At 62.7% G+C, this 16,378-nt stretch carries 18 protein-coding genes; 6 read left to right on the top strand and 12 right to left on the bottom strand.

Translation table 11 applies throughout. The annotated features are described in order from the left end of the window. Window positions 1-27: 27 nt before the first annotated feature. Together BMI01S_RS20285 and BMI01S_RS20290 are read left to right on the top strand one after the other, a co-directional pair. Entirely contained in the window at window positions 28-705 is a 678-nt protein-coding gene (locus BMI01S_RS20285; protein WP_028231597.1) for a hypothetical protein, read from the top strand. 127 nt (window positions 706-832) lie between these two features. Then, window positions 833-1,504, top strand: coding sequence for a Lar family restriction alleviation protein (locus tag BMI01S_RS20290; RefSeq protein ID WP_028231596.1), 672 nt, complete (start codon window positions 833-835; stop codon window positions 1,502-1,504). Window positions 1,505-1,676: 172 nt separating this feature from the next. Here the strand turns inward: BMI01S_RS20290 and BMI01S_RS20295 are convergent, their stop codons facing one another. Then, complete coding sequence (locus BMI01S_RS20295) at window positions 1,677-2,807, bottom strand: integrase domain-containing protein (protein ID WP_028231595.1); 1,131 nt, start codon at window positions 2,805-2,807, stop codon at window positions 1,677-1,679. A gap of 1,152 nt (window positions 2,808-3,959) precedes the next feature. On the opposite strand from BMI01S_RS20295, the gene BMI01S_RS20300 reads away from it, so the two are divergent. The 4 genes from BMI01S_RS20300 to BMI01S_RS20310 all read left to right on the top strand — a co-directional run bounded on the left by BMI01S_RS20300 (window position 3,960) and on the right by BMI01S_RS20310 (window position 5,864). Beyond that, window positions 3,960-4,970, top strand: a complete 1,011-nt coding sequence (locus BMI01S_RS20300) for a PRTRC system protein D (RefSeq protein ID WP_028231594.1) — start codon at window positions 3,960-3,962, stop codon at window positions 4,968-4,970. Then, a complete protein-coding gene (locus BMI01S_RS20305) occupies window positions 4,967-5,353 on the top strand; it encodes a hypothetical protein (RefSeq protein WP_036045527.1) in 387 nt (128 codons plus the stop codon). The genes BMI01S_RS20300 and BMI01S_RS20305 overlap by 4 nt, the downstream gene beginning before the upstream one ends. A gap of 107 nt (window positions 5,354-5,460) precedes the next feature. Beyond that, complete coding sequence (locus BMI01S_RS40930) at window positions 5,461-5,613, top strand: hypothetical protein (protein ID WP_154671315.1); 153 nt, start codon at window positions 5,461-5,463, stop codon at window positions 5,611-5,613. Then, on the top strand, window positions 5,613-5,864 hold the full coding sequence (locus BMI01S_RS20310; protein WP_028231593.1) for a hypothetical protein: 252 nt from the start codon (window positions 5,613-5,615) through the stop codon (window positions 5,862-5,864). Before BMI01S_RS40930 ends, BMI01S_RS20310 begins: the two co-directional genes overlap by 1 nt. A gap of 80 nt (window positions 5,865-5,944) precedes the next feature. On the opposite strand, the gene BMI01S_RS20315 is transcribed toward BMI01S_RS20310, so the two are convergent. The 11 genes from BMI01S_RS20315 to BMI01S_RS20365 all read right to left on the bottom strand — a co-directional run bounded on the left by BMI01S_RS20315 (window position 5,945) and on the right by BMI01S_RS20365 (window position 16,007). Next, a complete protein-coding gene (locus BMI01S_RS20315; protein ID WP_028231592.1) occupies window positions 5,945-6,163 on the bottom strand; it encodes a hypothetical protein in 219 nt (72 codons plus the stop codon). A gap of 97 nt (window positions 6,164-6,260) precedes the next feature. Further along, window positions 6,261-7,397, bottom strand: coding sequence for a primase-helicase zinc-binding domain-containing protein (locus BMI01S_RS20320; RefSeq protein ID WP_051381456.1), 1,137 nt, complete (start codon window positions 7,395-7,397; stop codon window positions 6,261-6,263). 840 nt (window positions 7,398-8,237) lie between these two features. Continuing rightward, a complete protein-coding gene (locus BMI01S_RS20325) occupies window positions 8,238-8,663 on the bottom strand; it encodes a hypothetical protein (protein ID WP_036045524.1) in 426 nt (141 codons plus the stop codon). Continuing rightward, window positions 8,593-9,174: a hypothetical protein gene (locus BMI01S_RS43085; protein ID WP_028231590.1), complete on the bottom strand. Its 582-nt coding sequence runs from the start codon at window positions 9,172-9,174 to the stop codon at window positions 8,593-8,595. Before BMI01S_RS43085 ends, BMI01S_RS20325 begins: the two co-directional genes overlap by 71 nt. 68 nt (window positions 9,175-9,242) lie before the next feature. Beyond that, on the bottom strand, window positions 9,243-10,628 hold the full coding sequence (locus BMI01S_RS43090; protein ID WP_028231589.1) for a hypothetical protein: 1,386 nt from the start codon (window positions 10,626-10,628) through the stop codon (window positions 9,243-9,245). 4 nt (window positions 10,629-10,632) lie between these two features. Next, on the bottom strand, window positions 10,633-12,138 hold the full coding sequence (locus tag BMI01S_RS20340) for a site-specific integrase (protein WP_051381455.1): 1,506 nt from the start codon (window positions 12,136-12,138) through the stop codon (window positions 10,633-10,635). Window positions 12,139-12,259: 121 nt separating this feature from the next. Then, on the bottom strand, window positions 12,260-13,462 hold the full coding sequence (locus BMI01S_RS20345; RefSeq protein ID WP_028231588.1) for a tyrosine-type recombinase/integrase: 1,203 nt from the start codon (window positions 13,460-13,462) through the stop codon (window positions 12,260-12,262). A 254-nt stretch (window positions 13,463-13,716) separates the two neighbouring features. Next, on the bottom strand, window positions 13,717-14,265 hold the full coding sequence (locus tag BMI01S_RS20350; protein ID WP_028231587.1) for a single-stranded DNA-binding protein: 549 nt from the start codon (window positions 14,263-14,265) through the stop codon (window positions 13,717-13,719). Between the two features lie 16 nt (window positions 14,266-14,281). After that, the gene (locus BMI01S_RS20355) at window positions 14,282-15,094 is read right to left on the bottom strand and encodes a hypothetical protein (RefSeq protein WP_028231586.1); all 813 of its coding nucleotides are present in this window, start codon (window positions 15,092-15,094) and stop codon (window positions 14,282-14,284) included. A gap of 10 nt (window positions 15,095-15,104) precedes the next feature. Then, window positions 15,105-15,536: a hypothetical protein gene (locus BMI01S_RS20360; RefSeq protein WP_028231585.1), complete on the bottom strand. Its 432-nt coding sequence runs from the start codon at window positions 15,534-15,536 to the stop codon at window positions 15,105-15,107. Window positions 15,537-15,647: 111 nt separating this feature from the next. Continuing rightward, on the bottom strand, window positions 15,648-16,007 hold the full coding sequence (locus tag BMI01S_RS20365; RefSeq protein ID WP_028231584.1) for a hypothetical protein: 360 nt from the start codon (window positions 16,005-16,007) through the stop codon (window positions 15,648-15,650). Between the last annotated feature and the right edge of the window lie 371 nt (window positions 16,008-16,378).

Here is a 16,378-nt window from a genome sequence, read left to right on the forward strand (position 1 = left end):
TCCGTGAGGAGAGCAGTTTTGCAAGGGATGGAATCCAATACGGCAGCGTTCCATGAAGCCGCCGCGGCGCCCTGTCTTAACAAAGAAGCGGCGATTGCCCTTCATACCAGAATGACCGAGACGGGCAGCACTTCATATGATTTCGGGCTGTTTTACGAAAGCATGCTCGTGGCCGGCGTATGGGCGAGCGGTGCCGAAATGGCCCGGGATGTGAAGATTCAGGCGAGTCGCGTCTACGTAAAATGCAGGCTGACTGTGGTCCCTCAGGCGCTCGCGGACTTCTTCGGTCGCGCACGGATTACCGGTTCGCTCGCCGAGACCGTGGATTTCGCCCTGCGTTACTGCGGCCACAGTGGTCCGTCACGGTTACTCGAGCGCGCAGCGCTGATGCCGCCGAACGCGACCTTCGATGAAAAGGTTCGGGCCGTATTGAGTGTGGTCGAAGATGCCCCCCCGCCCAACGCGCCCCGTTTCGAACTGGTGAAGGAATTCGGGCTCGCGCATCTCAGACGCTCGTCCATTGCCCATCACAAAACCATGAAGCACGGGAACCACGAGATCGCGGAATTCGCTTTGTTCTATACCACCTGCCTGAAAGAGAGAATCTGGGCGAATGTGGGTTCGATGGCGAGAGCGTTTGGGATGCCAGCGCCCTTGATGCGTCAGGTGCTTACCCTGGCCGACCACCCCGAGGGAAATCTCTGATCTCGCGTTCGCTTTCCGACCGTGCATGGTTTAGCCAGCGAGTAAGAGCACCTGCACCGCTCACCTTGCAGTTTTGAAACCTTGCGGTCAGTGGATAATGGCGGGTAACCCATCCACTCCAACCGCCATGTACGAGCAGCTCATTCCCTGCGACCACTGCGGCGGCCGCCCCACAGTCGGCCGCTCCCAACGCCTCGTCTCGTTCCTGCCCGACCCGACATACGACTATACGCAATGGGGACGCCTCGCCGGCCCGCCCCTTATTGGCGACACCCTGCCCCGGCCGCCTGAAGCCCCGAAGACGGAGCATCTGGTCTGCATCTATTGCGCCGACTGCGGCATGCAGACCCCGTGGGAAGCCGTCGCGCCCAACGAACGTGCAGCCATGGACCGCGTCGGCGAGCTGTGGAACCGGCGCCTGAACCGTCCCGAGGCCGAGATAACCGATCTGCAGCGCCTCGTTGAACGTGAGGTCGGCGTTCCCGATATTCCGGCTGTCCTCGACCTGCTCTCGCGCACGAAGGGGAACTGGGATGAAATGGGCCCGGTCTTCGCCATGCTCGCCCGCCGCCTCATCGACGCCACCATCGTGACCTTCGACGGCTGGCCCATTGAGCCGGTCCTCCAAGACGCCGCCCGCTATCGCAAGCTCGTGCAGCTGGTGAAGTGGATTCAGATCGAGGGTCAACGCTACGCGGAGTTCCCGCGCATCTACTCGCCCTCGGAGAACGGCGAACTGCTCTTCGAGGACTGCCTGGCCGTGGCGATCGATTCCCTGCCCGACCGCGACCGCTGGTAGTGGGCTGCACAAAAAAGAGACCGGCCATCGAGACCGGTCGAGAATTGTTCTGGCTTTGTTCGAGAGGCCACCAGAACCGAGAGACAGTTCCTATTGTCCGTCCTCCCGCGTCATTAGCCGCCTCGTATCGTTCGTTGTTTGATACTCATTCGCGGCGGCGCGCTGTGCCACCCTATGCCGACGCGAGCAACCGGTAGAGCGCCTGCCGCGAAATCCCGAGTGCTGTCGCCGCGTGAGACTTATTGCCGCCTGCTGCCGCGAGCGCGACCACGGCCTGCTCCGGTGTCACCACAGGTTTCGCGAGCCGCTCCTGCCGCGCGAACGTCGACAGGTACGCATTCGCCTTCGTCACGCGACTATGCCCCGCCGCCTCGACCACCCGCCGCATCGCTTCTGCATGACGCGCAGGATCGGGACGCTCGCCCACCCGCTTCACCGGCGCCGCCACCCCGGCTACCTTCTCATAGAGTTCCTGCAGATACTGGTGACGCAGGCCGTGGCTCGTCACGCCGAGTCCCGACTTCGTAATCCCGTGGCGCTCCATCACGTAGTAGTACCAGTCGCGCCACTGCCTGAGCCTCCTGTTTTCCGGCACCGTCGAACCGGTGACCGGATTGGAAAGACGAGCCGCCTCCTCGAGCACCGCGACCTTGGTCTCCAGTGGCAATTCGCGCGGCCGTCCGCCTTTGGTTCCGCGCGTCACAGCGAGGAATTCAACGTCCTTCACCGCCCGCTGCGGCTGGAGCATGAAGCTCTCTTCGAGGCGAAGGCCAAACGCGGCCTGCAGTTTGAGCTGCACCGCGACGCGCGGGCAGGTCCCACCGATCTCCGCGATCTTCTGCGTCGCGTTCACGCCGTTGGCTTCCCACGACTTGTCCACTTCCGCCACATATGAGCGGACCAGACCGTGTTCACGTCGGTCCACATAGTGTGCGAGCGTGCCGACCATTTCCGGCTTGTTGATCCAGCCAGCTAGCGCGCGCAGGTACGTCAGCTTGTTCTCGATCGTGCCGCCGCTCTGTTGTGCAGAGACCCACTTCTCGACCAGCCACGCCACATGCTTCTTGCGCAGGCTCCACGGGCTCGCCAGCGCGAACCCACCCTCGCGCAGCTCCACGAACGCCTTGCAGATCGCGCTCGTGCGACGCTCCTGCGTCTTGATCGAGAGGGCCTTTCCGCTGATGCGCGTGCGGCTGTGCACCGCCGAGACGTGCTTGTCGAAAAGGCGGATCAATTCTTCTGCGACTGTCGGCGTCAGACGATGGCCCCGCACCACCGCGCGTACATTCAGGATCGCTGCCATGCTACCTCCGTTGTCCGCCGGGCCCCAACCCCGGCCATGTTCCCCTGCGCGAGCCGAATGACGCCCCTGCCCGACGTCCGGTACCTGCTCGCACAGATCGAATTTCGTGCCGCTCCACCTTGCGGCTTCGCCGTTGTCCCCGGCGCGGGATGTACTGCCTTCCTGTCCTTTAGCGATTCCATCCGATCAGCCAGCCGCACGGAAGAGATGCGTTCCGACTGTCCACCTGCTGCGGCGCGGGGCGTCGCGCTTCGCGCATCACCGTCCCGCGTTCACTGCTGCTGCCGCCTGCTGTGGCTACCCGACCGACCCCGGACGCGTTCGTGCGTCTGGGCACCGCGCAGGACCATTGCGGCCTGCGGGTGCCCGGGCCAGCTGCCGGGCAATTCCTGTTGCGCTGTTCTGGTTACGGTAGCGCGCACCGTTCTGTCTTCCGTTCAGGGAGTCGCGAAACACCGGCGTTGCCGGCGCGCAAGATCTCCCCCGTCCCCAAGCACGTTCACGTCAGCCGCGGTGTATCGGGCCTCCTGAACGCACCCAGCATGTGTGCTGAAAGGACGTGTGTAATGCGCGTGAGGCAGGTCGCGGACTGTCCAACTGTCCGCGTCCACATTCGCTCATCGCGCATCATCGCGGCGGACACCCGCCGATCGTATGGATATCGCACTGTCCGGTGGTCCTCATGGTGGACCACCGTGGACTTGACGCGATTGAAAAAAAAGCCGCCTCACGATGGAGCGCGGACAGTGGGGTAAAACGTGCCCTTGCGGGCGGGGGGATGGTGGCCGGTTGGCCAGAGAGAGGACGCACGAAGTGCCTTGCACTTCAGGTCGATGCGTCAGGGACGCGGCAGGTATTGCCAAGAATAGCCGCCCGACGCAAGCGCGGCAGACCAAAAGCTCACCAGAACAGGGCCGCTTTCGCTGACTTGACTTCTCGCAGCGCTCGATAGACTGGTCACAGCAATGTTGGAGCAAAACATGGAGTTGCCTGGCACTGCGATGAATCTCCAGCAATTTCATGGAGATTCATCGAGCGCCGGTCTCATCCTTCAGCTTTGCCTCGTCATCGCTCTCTCGCACAGCCAAAGCCACCGCGTTTGGCCGTGCACCCGATCCAACCCGTTTGACCCTGTCCGAAGGAACACACGACATGAAAACCCCCGTCTTCGCCGTCGACGTCGGCTACGGCAACACGAAATACGCGCATCGCGCGGCCAGCGGCACGGTCGCCACCGGTATGTTTCCGTCGCTCGCGCCGCTGGCCGCGAGCCGCTCACTTTCCAGTTTCAGTGAGGGCGTGCTCGGTGTGCGCAAGGTTGTGACCGTCACCATCGACAGTATCGAATACGAGGTCGGGCCCGACGTCCCGCTCACCGCAGCCTACGGCAAGACCGGGCGCGCGCTCGCTGACGACTACGTGCTCTCTGACAACTACGCGGCCCTGCTCTTCGGTGCGATCCATTTCGCGGGCCTGACTCACATCGAGCGTCTGGTGCTCGGTCTTCCGGTGCACAACATGAAGAAGTACGCCGCAGCGCTCAGGGAACGTTTTACTGGCGAGTTCGACTACGGCCATGGCCGCATTCTCATTGACAAGGTTGTGGTGATTCCGCAGCCCATGGGCTCGCTCGTGATCGCGACCAGCTCGCGCAATGGCGGCTTCGGGCGCGACGACGAACACCTGGTCGTCGACGTGGGCTACTTCACGACCGACTGGCTCTATGCCGTGGGCATCTCGATGGACGACAAGCGAAGCGACGGCGAGCCAGGCGGTGCCTCGCAGGTCTACCAGCGCATCGCGACCCTGATCGGGGACGACGAGGGCGAACAGGTCGAGGGCATTGAACTCATCGACAAGGCGCTGCGTGAAAAGAAACCGTATTTCTTCTTCGGCAAGAACATCGATCTCGCGCCCTATGTTCAGAAGGCCGAGCCGATCATCTCAGGCGTGGTGAAGAAAATGCAGAACAACGTCGGCCGCATGCCCAACGTGCGCTCCATCATCCTGTCGGGCGGCGGCGCGGCGCTCTACGCCACGGCGATCCGGCGGGCGTTCCCGCGCCTGGTGATCGAACTGATCGACTCGCCGTGCATCGCGAACGCGCGCGGCTTCCTGCTGGTCGGCGAGGCCGGCCTTGCACGCGAGAGGCGCGCGGCATGAGCGGCACATACGAGATGGCGGTAACCATCAATCCGCTGGCTTCGCCGCTGCTGTATCAGCGGCTGGATCAGTGCGCGACGCCCCGCGAGCGCGCCGCCGTGCTGCGCGCGCTTGCCGAAGGCATGTTGCTCGCGCAACTGGCTGCGGGCGGTACGGCTGCGGCCGGTATCCTGCCCGCTGGCGCACTCATCGCGCCGGCGGGCGATCCATCCCATCGACCCGCAACTGCCACGGTCTCCGCTGCGGTCGCGACCCCCACCCCGACAACGGGCGCGGACAATCCGACCGAGGGATTCCAGTCCGTTCGCGTCGAGGACTCCGAAGCTAACGGGCGAGCTGACATCGATGCGCTCGGGGACATGCTCGCAGGCATGTTCGACTGACGCGCCGCGCGCTTGACTTTGCGCGCGCTGTGCGAAGATAAATCAACAGCGCCGGTGTGGTGGTCGATGACCCCGCGCCGGTGCCAAACCGGAAATGGAGAAACGAAATGGAATACCAGCTTGTGAACGCGATCCTTCACGGCCAGCGTCTGGACGAGCCGCTGACGTGGGTGTACATCGCCGCGTGCGTCGCCGTCGGTATCGCTGGCTGGAAAGTCGGGTGCCTTCTCGATGCGTATGAGCACCGCGAGGAAAAGTGATGGAGCGCCTTCAAAAGGCGTGGACTGCGTTCCTGGGGTGGCACTGGTTCGCGCGCCGTGCCGCCATTGCAGCAGCGTGCTATGCGGGCTGGCTATTCACGATTTTCCTGTACTCCCAGGGACTCAAGAGCTTCGCGATCGACCTTTCGTTCATCTTCATGATCGGATTCGCCTGGGCGATCGGCGGCTGGTACGTGATTCTTGGCGCGCTACGCGTGTTTGGCTGGTGGACGCGGGCTTCGCGGTGGTAGTCCGCAGGAAGGACGAAAGACAAAAAAAACGGCGGGTCCCACAGTTGCTGTGGGACCCGCCGTCGTTTCAGGGGTGAAAATCATTGAAGCGGCTTGGCCGCCGTGATGGCGAGCCGCATCGTGCAGAAGTCGAATGCCGCATCGAATGGCTGACCCTGCACCACGGTCCTGCATGCGTTGCGGTCGAACACATCGAACGCCACCGCATCGGACTTGCGCACGGGCCGGTTGCCGTTCGCCGCACCGTTGGTCGCAACGATCGTAAAGCGGTTGCCCACCATCATCTGGAAAAAGCTCATTTTCTGCCTCACAGGAAAAAGAGCCCGACGGACCATCCCCGGAGGGGACGAATCCCCACCGGGCAGGTTCAAGAAATGCCGGACTAGCCGGCGTCAATCAGATGGCCAGCGCCACGTGTGATGCGTGAGATGCTGGCCGCCCCAAGGGGGCAGTTGCATTTGCTGCCATCCAGCGCGACTTCCATTGATCCGCGAAGTCTGTCCCACGTAGCTTCGGTCGATGCGGCACGACCGTGTAGCCTTCAGCACGCAACCGCTTGGCGAGGACCAGACCGGCACTCACGCCCGGCGACTGGCGCGTCCTGGGATCGATGTCATCGAAGTCCATGAAGATGTGTACGACCTTGATGCCGAGGCCTTCCGGGACAACGAACTTCGAGAGCAGAACGCGGTTCAGGCAATTCCAGACCGGTACGCCAGAGTCCATGTGCGCGCCGTAGACCGTTTCCAGTCCCTCTCCCACACCGATTTCTCCGTCGACGGGAGCCATCAAACGCACGGCACCGCCCGCGAGCGGGTTGAGCGTCATGTCGTTGAGCTTCGCATCGAGGATCTCGCCATCCGGCGACACGATCGTCGCCTTCGCGGGCTTGACCGGATCGAGGAACGTCCGATGCAATGTTCCAAGACGCCCATCGGGCAATTCGAATTGCGCCACGATGCCCGGCCACTTGCCAATCACCTTCTTGTCGTGGCGATACTCGAGCATGCCGAGACGCAGCGCCGGCGACGGCCCGGCCGTGAGGCCGGGCACGCGTTCCTGCAGATAGCGCATCGACAGATCGCCCACAGCCTGCGGCCTCGCATTACTCCACATGCCATCCAGCCGCCTCGCGACAAACGCGGGATCGGCCCTGCGCTGGGGCGCGGGCGCCGTCGAGGTGAGCGGCGCGCGTGACGGCGGCGGCGTGCCGCCATCGAGCTGGCGCATCAATCGATACAGCCCGATGCGGTTCGCGCGGGCGATCAGCTGGAGGCCATCGCCTGCCATCGGATAGCCGTCGTTGCACTTTCGGCAAATCCAGTCGCCGCGGCCGCTCTTGTTGTCATAGGTAAACCGGTCATCGCCTCCGCACACCGGACAGGAACTTGCGTTGCCGGTCAGGCAGTCGGCGGAAATGCCATAACTCATCAAGGTCGAAATCCACGCTTCCGGGGAGAGCGCGAATTCCTTCAGCTTGCGTTGCAGCCACTCATACTTCTCGGGTGACAGCCCGCGTCCAGATGTACTCATAGTCACTCTCCATTCGGAAGTGGGTCGGGTCGGTGCCTGAGACAGGCGTGAAAACGCGTGCTCAAAGGAGCCGCCTGCGCGCGTGGCGTGGCGCGGGCGGCTCTTTTGAACAGGGTTACGGTGTGAACAGAAACTGAGCGCGCAACGATCGGCGCGTGGACAGGAACGTCGTCGCGCGACGCACCCGAGGGTGCGCCACGACAACGATCGGTGAGGACTTACAGGATCAACAACCCCGACTGGTGAGAGGGTTCGGGATCAGATCGCAGTCCATGCGGCGCGCGGATAGGCACAAAGAACGGTTCTGTTTCGTAATTGCGTAAACATTGCCGCGCAGCGCGACTGGCCGGCGGTCGCCAACGCAACCAATCCAGTTCTGTAAAGTTTGAAGGCGAGCGTGACGGCGCTTGCTGGGTTACCGGTCGATGCGCATGGTGCGCGAGTTCGGTTCAGTGTAGAACCGTACCGCGCCAACCGGTCGTGCGAATGCTCGCGTGATTGACCAGCTTTCGCAGCATGGCCACCTGTTGAGCACCGTCCTCTGGATTCACTCGTCGCGTGCGACCCAATTTGCCGATTGATAAAATACTGGACGTCAGCCCTCGTTGGCTTTGACCCACGTCGGGTGCGTCAATGAAGCGAATCTACAAGTACAGGGGTTTCAATGTGACCGTGGAGCTCGAGCCCGTATGTGGCGGGCAGCTCCCGTTCTCATCTGAAGCCGAGGCGCTCATGGCTGGATTCAGCGCCAGTCAGCGAGTCATAAACGACACGCTGGTCGAATGAACGAATGAACTCTGCTGACTATGTCGCAGGGCGGCGCGCTACCACTCCGCTGCACTAGATGCCCCTGCGGTTCAGTTCATCAAGTGGACGATCAAGGTCCTCAATGCTCAGTCCTCTTCGCGAACAGTGGTAAGTGATGCGCTGCCAGCGCTGCAGCCACTGCTGTTCCAACGCTTCATAGCGCCTGACCTCCAGTCGCAGGTTCTCGATCGTCTGATCGAGATACGTGAGTTCGTCGCTGCGGGAGCGCGACCGCGAACGTCTCCCCGGAGCCGCGAGTACACGCTTCGCTTCCTGGTATGCGCGCCTGATCGCCTCGTGGCGACTCAGCGCCTGCCGTGTGAATCCTGAGAATGCCTCGATCCGCTGCCATGTCAGCTTCGTGCCAAGTTCGCCGTCACGCCAGCGATCAAGCTCGGCGACGATGCCCGCCGCCTTGCGCTCGCTGATTTTCGAGTTCGCCCGGATCGCTTTCGGCATGGCCGCCTCCATCGTCGATATAGCGCACAAGGTCGGCCTCATTGACGTTCAGCGCCGCCAGTTGAGTCATGAGCTGCCCGTAACGGATGCGCAGATGCTCCAGCCAGTCCGGCTCGACCAGCGCCTGTCCGGCGAACTGCATCTGGACATTCTGCAGACTCAGATAGACGACTGCCGCCTGTCGCTTGAGCTCGTCTGAGCGCGACGCATCGCGCTTCAGCCAGATGTATTCGTCGCAGTTGACCGTACACTGCAGATGACGCGGACACGGCGCCATCTGGAAGTCGTGGATGCACATTCCCGGTCCGACGTCATGAACGGCATGGATGCGTGCTGCCAGAAACGTGTGCGCAACCTCGACTGGCAGCACCTTCGCGACCTCCGTGACGGCGCCGCCCACGTGGCCGTCCATGATGTCCGCCACTACCTTCGCGGCTTTCTGGGCGGGCGTCAGGTGCTGATAGGCCTTCGTGTCGGCAGCGTGCTTGCGCCCGAACCATTTCGTCTGCACAAGATCTGGCGCACCACCCTCGTCCAGGAGGTGGTTGAGGAAGTGACGGAACCCATGCGAGCGGACGTTTATCTCGCCACCATGACTGTCAACGATCGCATGACGCTCCAGACCGAACGGATCACGCCACGTCCGCTCAGGAAGTCCCGCACATTCTGGTCGGTGATGGGGCGCGCTGCATGGGTCAAGGTCGACCTTGTGCCGCGGTGCATCTGATTCGCGTACGCGACGCACAACGCTTCGTGGAGACGAATTCCCTGACCTGGCGAACCTGGTATCGTGGGTAACGCCCAGTGGTCGTCACGAAGACCGCGAAGCAGTGCGTCGCGGCTCACCCGTATCCTCTTCCCGACGACGTCGTACGCGATGTTTCGCACCTTCAGGAACTGGGCGATCTTTCCGCGCAACCCCAGTATCGCCGGCAATGACGTTCCATCAATTTCAGGCTGCAGCGGAGTCCCTGCGAGCGGGCATCCCGACTCATGGAACGAGCGTGCAACCTGTCGCGCGCCCTCCGTCGCCTCGTGCAGTTCAGCTAGGGCCGCCTCCACCACCGGTTCCGTCTCCGTCAGCAGCGGTTTGCTTGCCCACTCGACAGTGACATCGTCGGCCCGGCCTTTCAGGCGCGCATAGCGGAGCACCCTGCAACCGTCCTCGGCCAGCGACAGCGGTTTCTCTGGCAAGGTCAGCATTTCGCCGATACGCAGGCCCGTGCACACCATCACCGTCGCAATCAGGATCATGATCCGATCGGCACTGACCGGATCATGCGGTGACGCACTGCGCGGAATCTGCTGGTACAGGGAACCGATCGCTCGAATGGCGTCCTCATCTGGCAGACGGCTTTCTGCCCCGACCGCCTGCACCGCAGCTTCGATGCGATCCGGTGTCATCGATTTCGGTCGGCATTTGCGCCGGCAGCGCCAGTCGAGCCGCAGGCGACACAGACCGTTTCGGTCGAGAGCGTCGGCGAACTCTTCGATGTGGCCGACGACCTTGTATGCGGATGATTCCCGCTCGCGTTCGAACAGCCTCGCAGCGGCGGCATCCAGGTGGTCCGCCGTCAGTTCACCGATGTCGTGATCACGATCCGCAAGCGCATCGAATACGTAGCGCGTAGCACGAACGAACACCATATGGCTGCCTGCCGACTGGCCCCGTTGACGATGCCGCACGCAGACGAGCGACTTCACCACATCCCCAAACGGCCCGCGAAGCGGCGCACCGGGCACGCGAGGCGTGTCGCCATGCTGCGTGAACAGCAACCGCAGTGCGGGCCGGTCCGCCTTGTACGCGCGAGTGCGGTGCTGGTAGGCCTCAGATACGTCCCAGGTTGCACTGTCCCAATCGACGCCCGCAAACGGAACCGCGGCCCTGGCTCTGGCCACAAGCACGGCGCGATTGGCAAGCCAGTTTTCAGACGGCACGCCGACCGCGCAGGCACGCGCCGCCATGGATTTACGCTTTCTTGCGAGGCCTGCGCACATATTCCTCTACCTCACGGATGACCGCTCCAACGGCATAGATGACATCATCGAGCTGGATCGACAGGCGCGAACCGTACCGGGTTTGACGCTCCTCGCGGCCCGCAAGCAGCTCGTTCAGCACGGCATGATGGTCAGCTTCCACATAGGGCTGGAACTTCGGGCAGAGATAGCACGAGAACGGTGGATCGAGCGCACAGAGCCGGTCCTGTCCGCAGGCGCCAATTTCAACGGGAGTTATGGCCGAGACGTCTCCAACAAACCGGATGCTTTTGGCGGGATCGGAACCATTCACTGCGGACGCCGCGGATGGCACCAGGGTTCCGCGAAACAGTCTCATCAATGGACCAATCCTGAGCGCGGCTGCGCGATCCAGGATTGCCGTCAGTCGCCGCCCCTTCAGCGCGTAGTAGGCCTGAACGTGCTGCGTATCAGAGTGGTCAAGCATGGCAGCCAGCACTTTCCTGGACACACCCAGTTCGACCATCGTCGTTGCGAACGTATAGCGCAGTCGCCGTGAACTGATACGCAGCGGGCCCATTGTGCGAGGCGATACGAGATTCATGCGCTTCGAGAACTGCTTTAGCAGCCAGGTGAACGACTGCGCAGTGACGTGGTAAGCGTATTCGCCCATATCCGTTCCCGCACGCCACCCGTCGACATTGCGCCGCATGAACAGCGGCCTGGGACGGTTTCCGCAGTCGATCACCTCGTTGACCTCAATCAGCTTCCTCAGGAGACCTGCCAGCTCGTCGCTCACCCGCTCCTCAATGAACACCTGCCTGACGCCAACACCCGGCTTCTTGGTTCTCGGAATGGCCAGCATCCATTGCGCCGGTACGTCGAATCCTTCGAGCGCATTCTTCAGATCCGCCTCCCGCAGCAGGCAGAAGTTGGCGGGATTGCGGCCATACGCAAGACTGAGCGCGACGGCCGTGCGCTGCATCACGTGCAGTCGTGCCATCGACACGTCGTCCTGCAACGCGCGACGCAGAACCATCACCTCGGTGTCCCAGAGCGGCCCGCAGTCTTCGTCTTCGAGTTCAACCGCAAGACGCGAGGCCCGCGCCGGGATCCGGACCTCATCGAGTTCGAGAGCGAATTCCTCGTCGAAACCGAGGCAGTCCAGTATTTCCGATGACCAGATGTACCAGCTGCGCAGTTCATAAAACTTATCCATCGCTTTCCGCACGCGCAGGGCCTGGATTGCTTTCTCCATCTGGATGCGTAGGGCGGTTCGAAGGCGCAACGGATCGTCGATTATCGAGAGGTGCTCCCACAGTTTCTGCAGCTCACCAGCAGGCTCATCGTCATAGAGAGGCCGGCCACGAAGCGCTGCCACCGTTACCCGTACGGCACCCGCGACGCTCGCGCCAGACTGCCGCGCAAGAAGGTGCACAGCCCATCGTCGCAATGCGTAGTTCACGATAACGTTGCAGTCGACCAGGTCGGACCAATCGATAGACACGTGGGCGGTCATTACATTGAATTTCCATCTCGTGCCACTAAGGTCCATCCGCCGTCCGTCACGATCCACAACGTAATTGGGCAACGACGGAAGTCTGTATCGCCGCCGATGCACGGACATCGCCCGGTTCACGTCACCGTTGGTCACACGCCACCCCGGCAGATTTTGCAAAGAGCGTGGCCTGATAACCCAGACTGATCTCGCACGATTCCCGCCGGATCGCGGCATCGATATACGGTCTCACCGAGTCCGACGAGCGCCAGCCGAAGAAGTACATCATGTCCTTGTCGATGCGCTCCTCATCCAGGCCGCTGCTCAAGCCTGCTGTGCGGAAGTTGGTGGCGCAGGTACTACGCAGGCAGTGCGGATGGAGGTCATCAAATTCGGGATGAACGGCGGCAACCTGATCAAGCAGACCGTTCACGCGCGCGAGGCTCATCGGTTGGCCATCCCGGCTCAGGAACAGGAACGGGCTCTTCCCGGCCCCAGGAATCGTCCTGCGCACCTTGCAGATGTACTCGTTGAGATATCTGGCAAGCGACGCATCGCACGGCAGATATCTCGACTCGGTCTTGACCTGCGGCTCGTTGATCCGCGGATCAGCGGGATCGTCGGGCGAGCGCTCCACCCGGATCTCGGGAAGGGCGCGGGACAGGCGGCAGTCTGAAACCCGGAGCATGAGCAACTCGCCCCGCCGCAACCCGAGCGTGGCCAAGATGAGCACGATCAGGAAGTTGCGCTGGCGATACGGCCTTTTCCACGGATTTTCGCCAGAGTCCGGACGGCAAACCTGCAGCAGCCGCTGCAATTGTTCTGCCGACAGCGGTGCGGCGTGTACGGCAACTGGCAAACGGGCTCGTGCCGCAGTGGCGAAGCCGCGCTCGATGAGCGTCAGCCGTGCCCGCATGTCCCGGATTTCCGGGCTGCCCGCAGGCATCGCCGACATTGCACACTCGAGGTGCCAGACGACACATTGCGAAACGACGTTCAGCCGGAACGCCACCGTGGTGGGCGAGACAACCAGTCTGCGGACTTTTCCGGGCCGGAAGTTGCGCCGTAGCCAAGGGTATAGCTGGCTGACGACTTCGTCCTGCGTCAGGCCTTCTGCGGAGACGAGCCGCTCTTCAAGCGGAAAGGCCTCTCTCGAAGCCCAGGCCCACAGATAGCCCAGCACGTACAGCGTCTTGACAAGGCTGCTGACCGACAGCCGAGGCCGCAGGCGCCGGATCAGATACGCATTGACCCACGCTACCGGTTGCCTGTCGGCGTCCAGCAGGATCTGCAGACGTTCACCGCCCGGATGCCGCACCGTGACTACGTGAAATCGGGGATCCATCGACATCTCCCGGATGCTCCGAACCACCGTAGGCGATGTTTACGACTTTTCCGTGGCAGTACCCCGCGACGCCCGACCGTACGCTCCAGCCAATCCTGAAGTTGACGGTAAGAGTTACGAACAAAAAATCGGCGGCAGCCGCGGTACCCCTCCGGCAAATGTTGCTGGTCAGGGAAAATCCTGGAGCCCAGATATAAAAAGAAAAACCCCACCAAACGGCGGGGTTGATCTTTACAGTTTTCGGTTAGGGAACGTCAAAATGGGATGTCGTCATCGAGCGGATCGAAGCTACTACCCGACGGAGCACGCATGCCCGCGCCGCCACCCGCTGACGATTGCGGCGGACGTGCGCGTGTTCCCGTTGCCGGCGGCGTCTGACGCGGCTGCTCACGCGCAGGTTGCGGGTTGCGGCCCTGAGGCTCGCTCTCGAAGTCGTCGTAGCCGCCCGGTTCGCGTCGGCCGCCACCGTTGCGGCCGCCGAGCATCTGCATCTTGTCGGCGACGATTTCCGTCGAGTAACGATCGGTGCCGTCCTGCGCCTGCCACTTACGTGTGCGGATGCGCCCTTCGATGTAGACCGACGAGCCCTTCTTCAGGTGCTCGCTGACGATCTCCGCGAGACGGCCGAAAAACGAGACGCGATGCCACTCGGTCGCGTCCTTGAACTCGCCCGATGCCTTGTCCTTGTAGCGGTCCGTCGTCGCGAGCCGGATGTTGGCCACAGCGTCGCCGCTAGGCAAATAACGCACTTCAGGGTCCGCGCCGAGATTGCCGACGAGGATGACCATATTGACTGATGCCATGAGTTGAGTACTCCTTTTAACGTGTGATCGACCAGAGCCACTTGTCCCAGAGGACCTGCTGGCCGTTTTTCATGATGGGGCGCCCACTGTCAGTGAACGCCGGTACCTGGATCTTTTCGAGGCGTCTGACGGTCACGACGTCGCCGACGCGGCAACCGCTTTGCGCAATCGCGTCCTTCAGGCCTTCGCCCTGCAAGGTGCGCTCGCCCGACAGCGTGTCGATGTGCATTGCAAACGACGTATAGAACGGCTTGCCCTGCGGCTTGCGGCTCGGAAACTGCTCCTCGCCCCAGCCAAGCACCCGGCCTACCGTCGCTGCCCCGCGATCGTCGCGCCGAGGGACCCGCTCCCGCGGTTGCCGCGGCGCAGTGGCCACGTCGTGGGCATCGGCATGATCCGGCGCGTGACCGGCTATCTCATGAACGATCTCAGCGGCCGGCGCGCTGCGTGCCTGTGCCGTTGCGGCCATACCCTGGGCCTTGCCCTCTGCGCGGATCGCCGTGGCGATCGCGTCCTTCAGCGACGCGCGGTGCTCGCTCACGAGCGACCAGTGCGGCTCGGGTTCCGGCAGGATCTTGGTGCCGAAGCACGTATCGCGCGGCCCCTCCTCGAATGCCGGACTGAACTGCACGATGCAGTCACCCTCATCCACGAACAGATTGGGAACGCCGCAGATGAAGACGAACGTTTCGTTGGGCGCGCCCTGCCCGACCGTGCGGATTTCGGATGCACGGGGCCGCGACGGCGAAGGCCGCGCGGCGGGCGCAGCGACGGGAGGACGGGACGGAAAGAACTCCGCGAACGCGCGCAGAAGATGAATCGCAGCCATGATTGACTCCCTAGATCAGCGAACCAAAACAGAGGCGGCGCAGCTCCTCCAGATCGCGCGCAAGCAACGGCGTATCCAGGATCACCTGCTGCAGCGTCTCGGGATCAATGCCGTTCACGCTACACACGTGCTCGTAGGGCAGCGCGCCGCTCCAGTAGCCCATGATCCAGCCAAGGGTTGCGCGATAGTCGTCAGCGTCGACTTTCACGTTGCGCAGGCGCTCGCTGAGCATCGCAGCGCAGTCCATCAGGGACTCAGGCATGCGGTCGCCGCGGCGACTGTCGCGCGCGAGTGAGACGAGCGCATCGATCATCGCCTCGCGAACGGACGCGCTCCAGTACTGCGGATCGGGGAGCGGGTCGGGTTTGGGTTGAACGACGAGCACCGGAGTGGCCTCGCCGCCGAAGATGTCGAGCTGCCAGGCAGCGACGTCTCGTTTCATGGGATTGCTCCGGAATGGCCGGGCAATCGCACCCCTGGCCGGGAATGGATTCCCGGGCCGGGTAAAGGGAACACCGCGGCAAGCGCCGCGGTGCAGGGGATGGACAGGACCCTAGTTGTGGGTACCTGTGCGCTTCAGGGGAATGACGACGGCCGATTTGGCGTATTGCCGTGTCGGTGCCGACGCTTCAGGCTGTACAGCAGCAGCAGCAGCAGCAGCGGCAGCAGTCGCCTGCTTCTGTGCTTCCACAGCGGCAACGCGTTCTGCTTCGGCGCGGGCACGCTCGGCCTCGGCTTCAGCAGCTTCGAGCGCCTTGGCCTTGCGCTTGAGCGTCTGGACAAACTTGCCACCAACAGCGAGCGCCAGGAACAGGCTGACAAACATCGACATCGACGCGAGGTAGAGGACGAAGCACACGGCAACGAGTTTGCCGGGTGACTTGAGAACGTCCTTAATCAAAAGACTCAGCATTTTTCTCTCCAGAAAAATTGACGCACAAGGGAATGGCCAGGCGTTGCCTGGCGGTTTCGATGCCCGGATCGGGCAAGGAAATCCTGCGCGTAGCGCGTTCGCCGTGACCCGGATGAGGCCACCGCGATCGGACTCGCGAGACGGAGTGGAAAAGGAATGGGCAGCACGAGGACCGTGCGGCAGGTTCGATGCGTCAAGGACGCGGGGGATAGAGGCAGGTTACGGCAATTGCGCGCACAACGAAGGGCGAAATGATCGCGAATTCGGGGCAGCTTATGCCGAGGGACGGTCTCGTGCAGGCGCCTGCACGGCTTTTCCCGGAAAGCTGCACTTTTTGTTGAGCTTTTCGGTCCGCAACCGGACGCACAAAC

The sequence above is a fragment of the Paraburkholderia mimosarum LMG 23256 = NBRC 106338 genome (genome assembly GCF_000739815.1).
Classification (GTDB): domain Bacteria; phylum Pseudomonadota; class Gammaproteobacteria; order Burkholderiales; family Burkholderiaceae; genus Paraburkholderia; species Paraburkholderia mimosarum.